The sequence below is a fragment of the Citrobacter sp. Cpo090 genome, from assembly GCF_030332665.1.
Lineage (GTDB): Bacteria > Pseudomonadota > Gammaproteobacteria > Enterobacterales > Enterobacteriaceae > Citrobacter > Citrobacter portucalensis.
This window is the reverse complement of record NZ_JAOWHK010000037.1, coordinates 1-14,264: the sequence shown is the minus strand read 5'-3', so window position 1 is coordinate 14,264 and position 14,264 is coordinate 1. Positions and strand designations below refer to the sequence as shown.

Below are 14,264 nucleotides of genomic sequence, written 5' to 3'. Positions count from 1 at the left end.
AAGAGAACAACGGCCAACATGAGACATGTTCAGCTTCACTCATCCGATCAGTGCAGGAATTCTTGCATTATAATTGAATAAAACGAAAATGATTTCCACGATACAGAAAAGGAGTCTGCCATGGTAGCCACTGTCCCCGCGAAACGCGGTAGAAAACCCGCCGCCACTACTGCACCTGCAACCGGGCAGGTTCAGTCTCTGACCCGCGGTCTGAAGCTGCTGGAGTGGATTGCGGAATCCAACGGCAGCGTGGCGCTGACCGAGCTGGCGCAGCAGGCTGGCCTGCCAAACTCCACGACTCACCGTTTGCTGACCACCATGCAGCAACAGGGTTTTGTCCGTCAGGTGGGTGAATTAGGCCACTGGGCCGTGGGCGCACATGCGTTCATCGTCGGCAGCAGCTTTTTGCAAAGCCGTAATCTGCTGGCGATTGTGCACCCGATCCTGCGCAAGCTGATGGAAGATTCCGGTGAAACAGTAAACCTGGCCGTGCTGGATCAAAGCGATCATCAGGCCATTATTATCGACCAGGTGCAGTGTACCCAACTGATGCGCATGTCCGCGCCTATCGGCGGCAAGCTGCCGATGCACGCCTCAGGTGCGGGTAAGGCGTTTTTATCCCAACTGAGCGAAGAACAAGTGACTGGCCTGCTGCACCGCAAAGGCCTGCATGCTTATACACACGCCACGCTGGTGTCGCCAGTGCATCTGAAAGAGGATTTGGCCCAGACGCGCAAGCGCGGCTATTCCTTTGATGATGAGGAACATGCGCTGGGTCTGCGCTGCGTGGCGTCGTGCATTTATGACGAGCACCGCGAGCCGTTCGCTGCGATTTCCATTTCCGGGCCAATCTCACGCATTACTGATGACCGCGTGACCGAGTTTGGCGCCATGGCGATCAAAGCGGCGAAAGAAGTGACGCTGGCATACGGCGGATTTCGCTAAGATGGGGTTGCCGGGTGGCGGCTACGCCTTACCGGGCCTACTGTCCAAGGTTAAGGCAGATTTGTAGGCCTGATAAGCGTAGCGCATCAGGCACGGCGCACATTGCCGGATGGCGGCGCAAGCGCCTTATCCGGCCTACGGTCGGTTTCATAACGTACGCTGAACCGCTGTCGACGCCGGTAGGCGTAAACATCTTCCACATGCCCGTTTTTAATCCGCGTCTGTAGGCCGCGCCAGTAGTCGGCGCTGAACAGGTCAGCGTGCATCTCTTCAAATAGCGGCCCGATACGCGGGTCGGCACATAGCCAGTGACGAAACTCTTCCGGGAAGACATCTCCCGGCGATACGCTGTACCACGGCTCAGCGCTCATCTCATCTTCCGGGTAGCGCGGCGGCGGGATATGGCGGAAATTCACCTCCGTCATGTAGCAGATTTCATCGTAGTCGTAGAACACCACGCGCCCGTGACGGGTCACGCCGAAGTTCTTAAACAGCATATCGCCGGGGAAAATATTGGCGGCGGCCAACTGACGAATGGCGTTGCCGTACTCTTCAATGGCATCGCGCAGTTGCTGACCTTCGACCTGCTCCAGCCAGATATTCAGCGGTACCATCCGTCGTTCGATATACAGATGGCGAATGACAATCTGATCGCCAAGATCGGTAATTTTTTCCGGGGCTTCCTGCAATAACAGCGCCATCAACGCCGGATCGATTTGCCGTTTCTCCAGCACAAAGTTCTCGAACTCCTGGGTGTCAGCCATCCGCCCAACACGATCGTGTTCTTTGACCAGTTGATAGCAGGCGCGGACGTGGGCAGCAGACATCTCTTTTTGCGGGGCAAATTTGTCTTTGATGATTTTAAACACCCGGTCAAAACCCGGCAGGGTAAACACCAGCATCACCATGCCGCGGATCCCCGGCGCTTCAATAAATTGCTCATCGCAATGGGCAAGATAGAGCAGATATTCGCGGTAGCTTTCGGTCTTCGCGTGTTTCTGACAGCCAATCGCCATATACAGTTCGGCGGTGGTTTTCCCGGGCAGGATCTCGCGCAGCCACTCCACCAGCGCCGCGGGCAAAGGGGCGTACACCATAAAATAGGAGCGGGCGAAGCCAAACACAATGCTCGCCTCTGCTGTCGTGGTCAGACAGGTATCGACAAACAATTCGCCTTCGTCAGTCCGGTGGATTGGCAGTAAAAACGGCAGCGTCCCGGAAGGGGTAATCAACTTCCCGACCAGCCAGGCGGCCTTGTTGCGATAAAACAGTTCGTTCGCCACCTGTAAATGGCAGCCCGGCAGCACATCCGCTCCCAGGGTTTCGGTCAGGTGTTCGATGATGTAGTGGATATCACGATGTTTGTTCTGCCACGGCAGACGCAGGGGCAGATCGCTAAGGACGCGCGTCAGCAGCCACTCCCAGCCGGTATCCGGAAAAAAGTCTTTCGCCAGCGGACGTGGGATCGTGCGAAAACGGCGCTCTGGCTGAGAACTGAAAATAAACAGCCGCTCGGGAGTCAGCGAGCGGTGATCAAATAACCGACAGTAAACGGAGTTAAAAAAGCTCTCCGCTATCTCGAAGCGCGGGTAATCCGGCAGTAGCCGGGTGTAATGCTCTTTCACGCGAAGTAAAAAATCCGCATCGGTACTTTTGCCGTCAGTAATGCAGCGCAACTGCTCCACCACCAGACCCACGTGATGGTCGTAGAGGTGAATACGGCTTTTCATCGCCTGCTGAACCGCATGCCAGTCGGCATGTTCAAAACGCTGCTGCGCGCCGGAGGTGACTTCCAGAAAACGCCCGTACTGGGCGTCGAAACCCTGCAAGATAGTCTGAGCAATCAGTAATTCCAGGCCACGCGTCATCAATGTCTCCCATCCGGCACAACGTCATGCCGGATGGCGCGTTCGCTTGTCCGGCCTACATCCCTTCGTAGGCCCGGTAAGCGCAGAGCCACCGGGCATTCATCAAAACTGCGATTCTTCGGTCGAGCCGGTCAGCGCGGTCACCGAGGAGGCGCCGCCCTGAATGATGGTGGTGACTTTGTCGAAGTAGCCTGTCCCCACTTCCTGCTGATGGGAGACGAAGGTGTAACCGTCTTTAGCCGCCGCAAATTCTGGCTGCTGAACCTTCTCAACATAGTGGCGCATGCCTTCACCCTGCGCATAGGAGTGCGCGAGGTCGAACATGTTGAACCACATGCTGTGGATACCCGCCAGGGTAATGAACTGGTATTTGTAACCCATATCCGACAGCTGCTGCTGGAAGCTGGCGATGGTTTTGTCATCCAGGTTTTTCTGCCAGTTAAACGACGGCGAACAGTTGTAGGCCAGCAGTTTGCCAGGGTATTTCGCGTGGATTGCATCGGCAAAACGCTTCGCCAGTTCGAGATCCGGCGTGGAGGTTTCACACCACACCAGATCCGCATACGGTGCATAGGCCAGGCCACGACTGATCGCCTGCTCAATACCCGCATGCGTACGGTAGAACCCTTCGCTGGTACGTTCGCCAGTGATGAACTCGCTGTCGTACGGGTCGCAATCAGACGTAATCAGATCGGCTGCGTCAGCATCGGTACGTGCAATCACCAGCGTCGGCACGCCCATCACATCAGCCGCCAGACGGGCTGCCACCAGTTTCTGGATAGCTTCCTGCGTCGGCACCAGCACTTTACCGCCCATGTGACCACATTTTTTCACCGATGCGAGCTGATCTTCGAAGTGAACGGCCGCTGCACCAGCCTCAATCATCGATTTCATCAGTTCAAACGCGTTCAGTACGCCGCCAAAACCCGCTTCCGCATCGGCCACGATCGGCAGGAAGTAATCTACATAGCGCGGATCGTTCGGCTCAATACCGGTTGACCATTGGATCTGATCGGCACGACGGAATGTGTTATTGATCCGATCCACCACCGCCGGGACCGAGTTCGCCGGATACAGCGACTGGTCCGGGTACATGCTGGATGCCAGGTTGGCATCTGCCGCCACCTGCCAGCCTGAAAGGTAGACCGCTTCAATACCGGCTTTCGCCTGCTGCAGCGCCTGACCGCCGGTCAGCGCACCGAGGCTGTTGATATAACCTTTCTTCGATTCACCGTGCAGCAGACGCCACATTTTCGCCGCGCCAAGCTGCGCCAGCGTACATTCCGGGTTGACCGAGCCACGTAATTTCACCACTTCCTCCGCGCTATATGGACGGGTGATGCCTTCCCAGCGCGGTTGAGTCCATTCTTTCTGTAATTCTTCGATTTGTTGAGTACGGGTTTTCATGTGCAGATGCTCCATATTGTTATGTGGTGGATTACGCCAGCAGGCGGTAGCCTGGCAGGGTCAAGAAATCGATCAGTTCATCAGAGGTAGTGATTTGCTCCATCAGGCGTGCGGCATCGTCAAAACGCCCGCTGCTGTAGCGGTGTTCGCCCAGCTCGTCCTGAATCACCAGCATCTCTTCGGCCAGCATCTGACGGAACAGCGGTTTGGTAACCGGCTTGCCGTTACTGAGCGTCTTCTGATGGTGGATCCACTGCCAGATGGAGGTACGGGAGATTTCGGCGGTAGCCGCATCTTCCATCAGACCGTAAATCGGTACGCAGCCGTTACCGGAGATCCACGCTTCGATGTACTGCACCGCGACACGGATATTGGCGCGCATGCCTTCTTCAGTACGCTCACCTTCACAAGGTGCCAGCAGTTGCTCTGCGGTAATCGGGGCATCTTCTTCACGGGTCACGAACAGCTGATTTTTGTTTTCACCGAGTACGTCGTTGAACACCGCCATAGCGATATCGGCCAGTCCCGGATGGGCAATCCATGTGCCGTCATGACCGTTATTTGCTTCCAGTGCTTTGTCCGCTTTTACCTTGGTCAGAACCTGGTTGTTACGTTCCGCATCTTTGCTGGGAATGAACGCGGCCATGCCGCCCATCGCGAACGCGCCACGCTTATGACAGGTTTTAATCAGCAGACGCGAATAGGCGCTGAGGAATGGCTTATCCATCGTCACCACCTGACGGTCCGGCAGCACGCGATCCGGGTGGTTCTTCAGCGTTTTGATATAGCTAAAAATGTAGTCCCAACGACCGCAGTTCAGACCCACAATGTGGTCACGCAGGGCGTGCAGAATTTCGTCCATCTGGAAGACGGCTGGCAGCGTTTCAATCAGCAGGGTCGCTTTAATGGTGCCGCGCGGCAGATTAAAACGATCCTCTGCATAGCTGAACACTTCGCTCCACCATGCCGCTTCTTGCCAGGCCTGTGTTTTTGGCAGATAGAAATAAGGACCGCTGCCTTTTGCCAGCAATGTTTTGTAGTTATGGAAGAAGTAGAGGGCAAAATCGAACAGGCTGCCCGGGATAGATTCGCCACGCCAGGTGACGTGTTTTTCCGGCAGGTGCAGACCACGAACGCGACACACTAACAGAGCCGGATTAGGTTTGAGCTGATAAATTTTACCCGCTTCGTTGGTGTAGCTAATGGTGCCATTGACCGCATCGCGCAGGTTGATCTGCCCGTCGATAACTTTGCTCCACTCAGGAGCCAGTGAATCTTCGAAGTCAGCCATAAAGACTTTGACGTTCGCGTTCAGCGCGTTGATGACCATCTTGCGCTCAACGGGTCCGGTGATCTCTACGCGGCGATCCAATAAATCATCAGGAATTCCGCGAATTTTCCAGTCACCTTCTCGAATGGAAGCTGTTTCCGAAATAAAATCAGGCAACTTACCGTCATCAATATCCTGCTGTTGCTGGATACGTGCAGCCAGAAGTTTATTCCGCTTTGGCGTAAATCTTGTCACCAGTTCAGTCAGAAACTCCACCGCTTCAGCGGTCAGAATTTGCTGTTCCTGTTCGCCACGCGGCCTGGTGAAGACCAGTTCATCGGTTGTCGTTGCCTGTTGATTCATTGCGTAGTTCCTCGTCATTGATCCAAACACATCCCCAATGCGAACGAAGGATCGTTGTGCGCTTTTCGTTCAGCACAACTAAGACTACTCATTTAAATTCCAAAATCAAAAACAATTTCCATTTTTAATTTAATTATCAATTAACTTATTGATAACAATATAAATAAAATTTAATTACACGGTGAGGTGCGTTTCGGAAATAAAAAAGGCACCCGAAGGTGCCTGATTCAATATGCTGAAACGCTTAATTAAAGAGAGGAAAGATTGTTCAAAGCGGTGGACGCGAGGTTGAAGTGATCATCCATGGCTTTCATCGCACCTTCCGCATCCCGGAGACAGACGCAATCGCAAACTCGCTGGTGTAGTGCAATAATTCCGCGTTCATATTCATAGTGATCTTTTTGCGCTTCCAGACCGGCGCGCATAGAGTGGGTCAACTGCTCATGAAGAGCTTGCAGAAGAATGCTGAACAATGGATTTTTCGATGCCCGTGATAACAGCAGATGGAAATTCAGATCGTGCTGCAAAAAACGTTCAGCATCGGAAAACTCTTCACGAATCAGCAACATTTCTTGTTTTAGTGCCGCAAAGTCGCTTTCATCCCCATTGAGTGCCGCCATTTGTACGCACCCCGCTTCCAGCCAGCGTCGGGCAGCGAGAATTTGGGACGAAGTGACCTGCTCGGTTACCGTGGCAAAAGAGAAGATAAGCTGCAATACGCTGGAATCAAACGCTTTAATGCGCGGAACTTTACCGCTTTTCGTTTCAAGGATCCCGAGAGCCGCCAGGGAACGATAGGCTTCTCGTACCACTCCTTTACTGACGCCAAGTTCCTGGGTGAGTTGCATTTCACTGGGCACGGGCATGCCCACGGTCAATTTCTGCCGGGCAATTAACGACAGTATGTAATCCCGCACCTGAGCCGAGAGAGTATTGCTTTCAAGCTGAATTTTCGTTGTCATCATTTTTATCATCAATTTACTGAGCGGGTAATGCCTGTGTCAGCCGTAAAATTCATGTCTAAATATTAAAAATCATAGTGTTATAGGTAATTTCCTTCCGCACTTGAGTCGTATGTTACCGAAAAAGCCTCACCAGGGATAGGACACGCCTGGCTGAAAATCGATCGCCTTCCATGTTGGCAGAACTGTGAGGAGCTTCGCAGAGTATAGCTGTTTACCCTTCTCAACCTATAAACCTGTTTGACAGGTTTATAGGTTGTATTTTAGTCTCAATGCATATCTTCTCACCAGTACATCAGGATGTTTAATTATGTGGAAAAACGACAAGGAACTTTTTCAGTTAATGCGGACGCAGCTATTTACTGCCGTCGTCGGTGATATTCTTGATACTAAAGGGTATCTGCATCAATTTGTTTCCCCCTCCATTAAACCACTACATTCCAGTATGGTTATTGCAGGTCGGGCAATGCCCGTTCTTGAAGCTGATGTTTATGAGCTTCATTCGTCATCCGGAAATACTGAGATCGGTAAAAAGCCCTTCGGTATTATGTTTGAAGCCCTGGATTCGTTAAAAGAAGATGATGTTTATATTGCCACGGGAAGTTCACTTCGCTATGCATTATGGGGGGGGTTAATGTCGACCCGCGCCTTGCATTTGAAAGCAGCAGGCGCAGTACTTGATGGATATGTCCGTGATTCTAAAGAGATCCTCGATATTAATTTTCCAACGTTCAGCTATGGTACTTACGCTCAGGATCAGGGACCGCGGGGAAAAGTCATTGATTATAACGTTCCCGTTGAAGTCTGCGGGATTACGATTAACCCCGGAGATATTATATACGGAGACAGTGATGGTCTGTTAATTATTCCTAAATCGATAGAAAAAGACGTTATCACAGAAGCACTGGAAAAAGTAGCAACCGAAAGCGATGTACGTATCGCAATAAAGAACGGCATGAGCACTGTTGATGCCTTTGAAAAATTTGGCGTGATGTAAATACATATTCATTATACAAATCGTACCCTACAACAATTCACATAAACTATTTATGCAGGACTCGCTATGTTCAAACGACAGCATTCAAAAATATTATTCTTGCTGTTTATCGCAGGAGTAATTAATTACCTCGATCGTGCGGCATTTTCTGTGGCGATGCCCTATATCAAAGACCATTTTGGCTTAAATCCGGCGGAAGTCGGAATTATGCTGAGTAGTTTTTTCTTTGGTTACGCCCTGTTTAACTTTGTTGGTGGCTATCTCTCCGATCTTTACGGTCCACGCAAGGTTTTCGCCATTGCAATGCTCTCCTGGTCACTGTTTTGCGGGCTGACCGGTCTTGCCTTTGGCTACATTTCTCTGTTCATAGTCCGTGTGTTATTCGGTATGAGTGAGGGACCTATCAGTACCACTATCAACAAATGCATCAGCAACTGGGTGCCACTTGACCAGCGCGCCAGGGCCGTCGGTATCGCCAACGCGGGTAATCCTCTGGGCGGTGCGATTGCCGGGCCAATTGTCGGCGCTATTGTCGTCATGTGGAACTGGCGGATTGCATTTATTATTCTGATGTCGCTCGGGTTTATCTGGACCTTTTTCTGGCTGAAAGCCTTTACCGATCGTCCTCATAACAATCCTCACACTTCAGAAGTAGAGATTGCTGAATACGATGAGGCACAAAAAGGAGCGCCAGACTATGGTGGTGATGGAGAAAAAGTACCTTTTGTCTTTTATCTCACCCAACCAATTGTTTTGTTTACCGGATTAGCTTTTTTTTCCATCAACTATATTCTCTATTTCTTTCTAACCTGGTTCCCAAGTTATTTATCGATGGAAAAAGGACTTAATATTCAGGAGATGAGTATTGCCTCTGCTATCCCTTGGATTATTGGCAGCGTAGGTATTGCCATCGGAGGAATTTTTTCCGACTGGTTATATCGTAAAACGAAAAACCTGCTACTTGCCAGAAAACTCATCATCGTCGGCGGTTTGATTCTCTCTGCCATTTGCATCAGCTTTGCCGGTCAGGTTGTTTCCGTTACTCATGCCGTCATGTTAATGGCAATGGGGATATTTTTTATGTATCTCGCCGCTGCTGCTCCGTGGGCAATCGTATCCGACAATATTTCACCTGATAAGGTTGGCGGCGTCGGTGGTTTTGTCCATTTACTGGCAAATACCTCAGGAATTATTGCACCAATTTTAACCGGATTTATTGTGCAGTATACCAATAGTTTTATCGCAGCCTTTATTCTGGCTGGTGCTATTGGCGTAATTGGTGCCCTCGGTGTGGCATTTGGGGTTAAACCCATTAAGAGAAAAAATAAAAACGCAGATAGCGTTATCACCTCCGAATTACAGTAACCCGATAAATAAGGCTCTTATATGAAAGCATTAGCCATTGATAAAGGTTCCGTAACGCGATTTATTGATATCGCCGAACCAGATTGCCCATCCGACCATGTATTAATTCGCGTTGAGCGCGTAGGTCTATGTGGCTCAGATTTAAACACCTGGCGTGGGCTGAATCCACTCACGCAATATCCTTGCATTCCGGGACATGAAATAGGCGGTACGATCCTGAAAGTGGGTAGTAATGCCAAGCATATCCATGAAGGTGATAAAGTCGTTGTCCTCCCCTGTACAGAATGCGGCCATTGTAGCTCCTGTCTGAGCGGTCGTCCGAATGCCTGCCAAAATAATCAGACCCTCGGCGTTCAGCGGCAGGGCGGTATGGTACCGCTGCTGGCCGTTCCTGCGAATAAAGTTATCGTCTGCAATACGCTGAGCAGCAACGAACTGGCGCTAGTTGAACCCCTGGCGGTCGGCCTTCACGCCGCACGCCGCGCACAAATCAACGTCGGTGAGTGGGTTGCCGTTATGGGCTGCGGTGTGATTGGGCTAGGCGCAATAGCTGCAGCCAACGCGATGGGCGGTCGCGTGGTAGCAATTGATATCGACGATCGCAAACAGGCCGTGGCAACTGCCTGTGGCGCGGAAAGATATCTCAACAGTACTCGTGAAGACGTCGCGGAGATACTAGGACAACTGAATGAAGGCCGCGGCCCGACAGTGGTGATTGAAGCCATCGGCCTTGATAAGACCATCGAACAGGCCGTTGAACTGGCCGCATTTTGTGGGCGTGTGGTGTATGTCGGTTATGCCAAAAAGCCAGTGAATTACGAAAGTGCACGCTTCCTGATGAAAGAGTTGGATATCCGCGGCTCGCGCAATGCCACCGTTGCGGACTTCCGCGCGGTGCTGTCATTGATGGAAAAGCACAGCTACCCCATCGAACACATTATTTCTGCGCACTACCCAATCGATTCCGCTGATAAAGCGTTTCAAGACTGGGCAGCCGATCCGGGCGCATTCACCAAAATTTTAATCGATCTCTAATTTGACGAGAAAACTATCATGACAATGAATAATCCTTTTTCACTGGAAAACAAAACGGCGCTTATTACTGGTTCCGCCAGCGGTCTGGGCTATGCCATGGCGAAATGTATGATCGCCTGCGGCGCAAAGGTCATTATTGCCGATCTGAACGGCGAAGCGGCCAAAAAAGCTGCCGAAGAACTGGGAGCAAAAGCCTCCTGGAGCCAATTTAATGTTGCCAACACGGGCGAAACGGAAAGCTGGGTCGACGGCCTGCTCAGTCAGCATGGGCAGATTGATATTCTGGTCAATAACGCAGGAAATCACTGCAAAAAACCAATCGAAGAGATGAGCGTCGCAGATTTCGAATCCGTGCTGGATGTCCATGTTGTTGGCGCTTTCGCTCTGACCCGCGCCCTGGTTCCGCATATGAAGCAGCACGGTAACGCCTGCGTACTGTTTACCGCTTCAATGACCTCTTTCCTCGGACAGCCTTACGTGACCGGCTATGCCGCGGCGAAATCAGCTTATCTGGGACTCATTCACGGCATGGCAACTGAGTTGTCCGGTGCAGGTATTCGCGTCAACGGCGTCGCACCTGGCTGGATTGATACGCCTATGCTGCGCAAAGCCATTGAAGGCGACGATGAGCGTAAAAACAAAATCCTTGGCCGCACGCCGATGAAAAAATTCGGTAAGCCAGAAGATATCGGCTGGGCGGCGACCTATCTGGCTTCTGACGCCGCCGGGTTCGTTAGCGGGCAGGTATTGATTGTCGACGGCGGTGCGCTGATTGGCTTTTAATGATCAGGCGGTCTTCGGGCCGCCTAAATATTGACTACAGATAGAGCTGATGCAAATGAATAAACGCGCTCTGCTATTACATAAACAGGATAACTGCGTTGTCGCGCTGGAGGACATTCAGAGCGGCGATTGCATCCACTACGACGGTGGCGAATTTTCGGCAATAAGTTCTGTCGCACTGGGGCATAAGCTGGCAATTGAAGCGCTAAGTGCAGGCGATAAAGTGCGTAAATATGGCGCAGAGATTGGCTCCGCCAGTCAGGCTATTGCCATCGGCGAGCATATCCACTCGCATAACCTGAGCAGTGATTATATCGCCGTATTCCACCATGATAACGCGGGCTATGAGCCGGCAGGAGATGCCTGATGCGTGGTTATATCAGACAAGATGGTAGCACAGGTATTCGTAACAGCGTCCAGGTCATCTTTATGGTGGAGTGCGCCAGTCATGTCGCCAAAGTCATTGCCGAATCCTTCCCTGATGACGATGTGCAGTATTTTGGCTTCTCCGGATGCTATCCGACCGACTATGGCTACCGCCTGGTAAAAGGGCTGGCGACGCATCCCAACGTTGGTGCAGTGTTGATTATCGCCCTGGGCTGCGAGAACTTCGATCGCGATAAACTCTATGATGATGTTATCGCCAGCGGTCGTCCATGTCATAAGTTGGTCATACAGGAAAATCGCGGAACAGCAGAAACTATTCGCCGTGGGAAAAACTGCGTGACAGAGATGTTGGCGCAAATTGCGCAAACGCCGGTGCGCCCGCTGGCTTTCAAAGATTTGGTGATTGGCACTATCTGCGGTGGATCAGATGGCACCAGTGGGATCACCGGCAATCCCGCCGTGGGCCGCGCGTTTGACCGTCTTCTCGCTCAAGGAGCGACCTGTATCTTTGAAGAGAGCGGTGAACTTATCGGTTGCGAAGGACATATGATGGCGCGTGCAGCTACGCCCGCCGCCAGAGAAGCCATTGACGCCGCAATGGAGAAAGCCAAGCGCTATTACGCAACAATGGGTCTGGGGAGTTTTTCCAACGGTAATGCCGTGGGGGGATTAACCACGCAAGAAGAAAAATCACTCGGCGCCTATACCAAGTCAGGCGATAGCCCAATTCAGGGGGTACTGCTGCCGACAGAGCGCGCCCCTTATCCGGGTCTGTATCTGATGGATGTGGTTCCCGATGGCGAAGCCCGTTTCGGTTATCCTAATATCAATGACTCTTCGGAAGCGATGGAACTCATTGCTACCGGATGCCATATGATTTTATTTACCACCGGACGGGGTTCTGTCATAGGTTCAGTCATTGCGCCAGTGATTAAAGTCTGCAACAACCCGCAGACCTGGGCCAATATGGCTGATGATATGGACGTCAATGCCGGGCGAATTATTAGCGAAGGGGCATCTCTCGATGATGTAGCGACGGAGATTCTCGACTGTATTGCGGCAACCAGCAATGGAGAACTCTGTAGCGCGGAACGTCTGGGCCACAAAGAATTCGTTCTAACCTATAAAGCGTTTGATTACACGAAAACGCCCTGCCGAATAGCCTGAAACTCCCCGCTCCCGAAGAGCATTCGGGAGCGGTAAATAAATCATCAATCCAGCGTTGGATTCATATGTCGTAGATCATATGGCGTGATCTGGTAGACGTAATAGTTAAGCCAGTTGGTAAACAACAGATTACCGTGGCTACGCCAGGTCGCCCGCGGTTTGTTTTGCGGGTCATCTTTTGGGAAATAGTTATAGGGTACTTCCGGCGATAAGCCCGCTTCAACATCACGAAAATATTCGCTGCCGAGTGTGTGGTCGTCATACTCAGGATGACCCGTCACAAAAGCAATACGTTTATCTTTGCTGGCAAACAGATAGGCATCTCCCCCTTCGGTTTCAGCAAAAATCTCGAGATCGGTGTAGTCGCGGATAAGCGCAGCAGGGAAATCAGCATAGCGCGAATGCGGGGCCAGGAACGCATCATCGAATCCACGCGTCAGCAGCGCATGAGGGTGCAGAATGTGGTGCTCATAGACACCTGAGAGTTTATCCGTGCGGGTTTGCTTGGGAATTCCGTACAGGATATTCAACGCGGCTTGCACCGCCCAACAGACAAATAGCGTCGAGGTAACGTGATCTTTCGCCCATTCAAGCACTTGCTTAATCTGCGGCCAGTAAGCCACATCATTAAATTCAACCAGGCCCAACGGTGCGCCGGTAACAATTAGTCCGTCAAAGTTCTGATTGCAGATATCCTCGAAATTACAGTAGAAGTTATTCAGATGCTCCGTTGGGGTGTTGCGTGACTCGCGGGCATCGATGCGCAATAGCTGAACATCTACCTGCAGCGGTGAGTTAGACAATAAGCGCAGGAACTGGTTTTCCGTTTCAATCTTCTTGGGCATCAGGTTAAGGATGAGCACCTTCAGTGGACGAATTTCCTGACCGGAAGCGCGGGATGTCGTCATCACGAAGACGTTTTCCTCACGCAAGAAATTGACGGCGGGTAGCTCGTCCTGCACGCGAATTGGCATAACCTGATAACCTCACAACATACGTTTAAACGTTTAGACATCCAGATAGCTGAAGATACCCAGGAATCATGCGAATGTCGAGCCTGCATCCTCAAGTTGAGAAAGTTTCACGGCTCCTTGCTGTAGAATAGTGCAGTAAAGAAAAAAAGGAGAATGCTATGAACCTTACCATTCGTCGTTCGCGTCAGGACGAAGGAGATAAGTTAGTTTCTATTTGGTGTCGCTCAGTAGACGCCACGCACCATTTCCTCTCTGCGGATTATCGGATTGAGCTGGAGGAGCTGGTACGTTCATTTTTACCAGAAGCCCCTCTGTGGGTTGCAGTGACAGAACAGGATGAGCCCGTCGCCTTTATGCTCCTGACCGACCAGCATATAGATGCCCTGTTTGTCGATCCGGATGTGCGTGGTAGTGGCGTTGGTAAGCTGCTGATTGAACATGCTTTATCAATGAGTTCAACGCTAACAACCAACGTTAACGAGCAGAATGAGCAGGCGGTTGGATTCTATAAGAAGATGGGATTTAGCGTGACGGGACGTACAGAGGTGGACGATCTCGGACGACCGTATCCGTTACTCAACCTCGTACGCGGGTAGCAGGACTCGCTTTTGTAGGCCGGATAAGGCGATGCGCCGCATCCGGCTGTTTTCATCCCGCACAGACGCAAAAAAGCCCATCCGTCAGGATGGGCTTTTTCACTTTAATTAATGCCTGGCAGTTCCCTACTCTCGCATGGGGAGA

13 protein-coding genes are annotated in these 14,264 nt (G+C 51.4%); 8 read left to right on the top strand and 5 right to left on the bottom strand.

Features of this window, described 5'->3' with window-relative positions; translation table 11 throughout:
• Nucleotides 1–120: 120 nt before the first annotated feature.
• Nucleotides 121–945 carry a glyoxylate bypass operon transcriptional repressor IclR gene (gene iclR, locus OGY83_RS21975; protein WP_079938935.1) on the top strand — a complete coding sequence of 275 codons (825 nt, stop codon included), beginning with the start codon at nt 121–123 and terminating at the stop codon, nt 943–945.
• 86 nt (nt 946–1,031) lie between these two features.
• Here iclR and aceK read toward each other — a convergent pair whose 3' ends face one another.
• The 4 genes from aceK to OGY83_RS21955 form a co-directional block, all read right to left on the bottom strand.
• Nucleotides 1,032–2,813 carry a bifunctional isocitrate dehydrogenase kinase/phosphatase gene (gene aceK / locus OGY83_RS21970; RefSeq protein ID WP_079938934.1) on the bottom strand — a complete coding sequence of 594 codons (1,782 nt, stop codon included), beginning with the start codon at nt 2,811–2,813 and terminating at the stop codon, nt 1,032–1,034.
• 102 nt (nt 2,814–2,915) lie between these two features.
• Nucleotides 2,916–4,220 carry an isocitrate lyase gene (aceA, locus tag OGY83_RS21965; RefSeq protein ID WP_003826506.1) on the bottom strand — a complete coding sequence of 435 codons (1,305 nt, stop codon included), beginning with the start codon at nt 4,218–4,220 and terminating at the stop codon, nt 2,916–2,918.
• 31 nt (nt 4,221–4,251) lie between these two features.
• Nucleotides 4,252–5,853, bottom strand: a complete 1,602-nt coding sequence (gene aceB, locus OGY83_RS21960) for a malate synthase A (protein WP_286636915.1) — start codon at nt 5,851–5,853, stop codon at nt 4,252–4,254.
• Nucleotides 5,854–6,101: 248 nt separating this feature from the next.
• Nucleotides 6,102–6,818 (bottom strand): FadR/GntR family transcriptional regulator, encoded by a 717-nt coding sequence (locus tag OGY83_RS21955; RefSeq protein ID WP_228100536.1) that lies wholly within the window; start codon nt 6,816–6,818, stop codon nt 6,102–6,104.
• Nucleotides 6,819–7,125: 307 nt separating this feature from the next.
• Here OGY83_RS21955 and OGY83_RS21950 point away from each other — a divergent pair, with 307 nt between their 5' ends.
• The 6 genes from OGY83_RS21950 to OGY83_RS21925 all read left to right on the top strand — a co-directional run bounded on the left by OGY83_RS21950 (nt 7,126) and on the right by OGY83_RS21925 (nt 12,549).
• Nucleotides 7,126–7,812 (top strand): RraA family protein, encoded by a 687-nt coding sequence (locus OGY83_RS21950; protein ID WP_123269147.1) that lies wholly within the window; start codon nt 7,126–7,128, stop codon nt 7,810–7,812.
• 66 nt (nt 7,813–7,878) lie between these two features.
• Nucleotides 7,879–9,177: an MFS transporter gene (locus OGY83_RS21945; protein WP_191213568.1), complete on the top strand. Its 1,299-nt coding sequence runs from the start codon at nt 7,879–7,881 to the stop codon at nt 9,175–9,177.
• Nucleotides 9,178–9,198: 21 nt separating this feature from the next.
• A complete protein-coding gene (locus OGY83_RS21940) occupies nt 9,199–10,212 on the top strand; it encodes a zinc-binding alcohol dehydrogenase family protein (protein ID WP_286636914.1) in 1,014 nt (337 codons plus the stop codon).
• An 18-nt stretch (nt 10,213–10,230) separates the two neighbouring features.
• On the top strand, nt 10,231–10,995 hold the full coding sequence (locus OGY83_RS21935) for an SDR family NAD(P)-dependent oxidoreductase (protein ID WP_123269150.1): 765 nt from the start codon (nt 10,231–10,233) through the stop codon (nt 10,993–10,995).
• A gap of 49 nt (nt 10,996–11,044) precedes the next feature.
• Entirely contained in the window at nt 11,045–11,362 is a 318-nt protein-coding gene (locus tag OGY83_RS21930) for a UxaA family hydrolase (RefSeq protein ID WP_253193773.1), read from the top strand.
• Nucleotides 11,362–12,549, top strand: coding sequence for a UxaA family hydrolase (locus OGY83_RS21925; protein WP_191227927.1), 1,188 nt, complete (start codon nt 11,362–11,364; stop codon nt 12,547–12,549). Before OGY83_RS21930 ends, OGY83_RS21925 begins: the two co-directional genes overlap by 1 nt.
• Nucleotides 12,550–12,593: 44 nt before the next feature.
• Here the strand turns inward: OGY83_RS21925 and metA are convergent, their stop codons facing one another.
• Nucleotides 12,594–13,523, bottom strand: a complete 930-nt coding sequence (metA, locus tag OGY83_RS21920; RefSeq protein ID WP_079938928.1) for a homoserine O-acetyltransferase MetA — start codon at nt 13,521–13,523, stop codon at nt 12,594–12,596.
• A gap of 158 nt (nt 13,524–13,681) precedes the next feature.
• Between metA and OGY83_RS21915 the strand changes: the two genes are divergently transcribed.
• A complete protein-coding gene (locus tag OGY83_RS21915) occupies nt 13,682–14,119 on the top strand; it encodes an acetyltransferase (RefSeq protein ID WP_003826501.1) in 438 nt (145 codons plus the stop codon).
• Nucleotides 14,120–14,264 lie beyond the last annotated feature (145 nt).

What these genes read in the sequence shown, in the direction of transcription:
- OGY83_RS21915 (WP_003826501.1), top strand. Translation starts at nt 13,682, where the DNA reads ATGAACCTTACCATTCGTCGTTCGCGTCAGGACGAAGGAGATAAGTTA.
- OGY83_RS21925 (WP_191227927.1), top strand. Translation starts at nt 11,362, where the DNA reads ATGCGTGGTTATATCAGACAAGATGGTAGCACAGGTATTCGTAACAGC.
- aceB (WP_286636915.1), bottom strand. Translation starts at nt 5,853, where the DNA reads ATGAATCAACAGGCAACGACAACCGATGAACTGGTCTTCACCAGGCCG.
- aceA (WP_003826506.1), bottom strand. Translation starts at nt 4,220, where the DNA reads ATGAAAACCCGTACTCAACAAATCGAAGAATTACAGAAAGAATGGACT.
- OGY83_RS21955 (WP_228100536.1), bottom strand. Translation starts at nt 6,818, where the DNA reads ATGATGACAACGAAAATTCAGCTTGAAAGCAATACTCTCTCGGCTCAG.
- OGY83_RS21950 (WP_123269147.1), top strand. Translation starts at nt 7,126, where the DNA reads ATGTGGAAAAACGACAAGGAACTTTTTCAGTTAATGCGGACGCAGCTA.
- OGY83_RS21945 (WP_191213568.1), top strand. Translation starts at nt 7,879, where the DNA reads ATGTTCAAACGACAGCATTCAAAAATATTATTCTTGCTGTTTATCGCA.
- aceK (WP_079938934.1), bottom strand. Translation starts at nt 2,813, where the DNA reads ATGACGCGTGGCCTGGAATTACTGATTGCTCAGACTATCTTGCAGGGT.
- iclR (WP_079938935.1), top strand. Translation starts at nt 121, where the DNA reads ATGGTAGCCACTGTCCCCGCGAAACGCGGTAGAAAACCCGCCGCCACT.
- OGY83_RS21940 (WP_286636914.1), top strand. Translation starts at nt 9,199, where the DNA reads ATGAAAGCATTAGCCATTGATAAAGGTTCCGTAACGCGATTTATTGAT.
- OGY83_RS21930 (WP_253193773.1), top strand. Translation starts at nt 11,045, where the DNA reads ATGCAAATGAATAAACGCGCTCTGCTATTACATAAACAGGATAACTGC.
- metA (WP_079938928.1), bottom strand. Translation starts at nt 13,523, where the DNA reads ATGCCAATTCGCGTGCAGGACGAGCTACCCGCCGTCAATTTCTTGCGT.
- OGY83_RS21935 (WP_123269150.1), top strand. Translation starts at nt 10,231, where the DNA reads ATGACAATGAATAATCCTTTTTCACTGGAAAACAAAACGGCGCTTATT.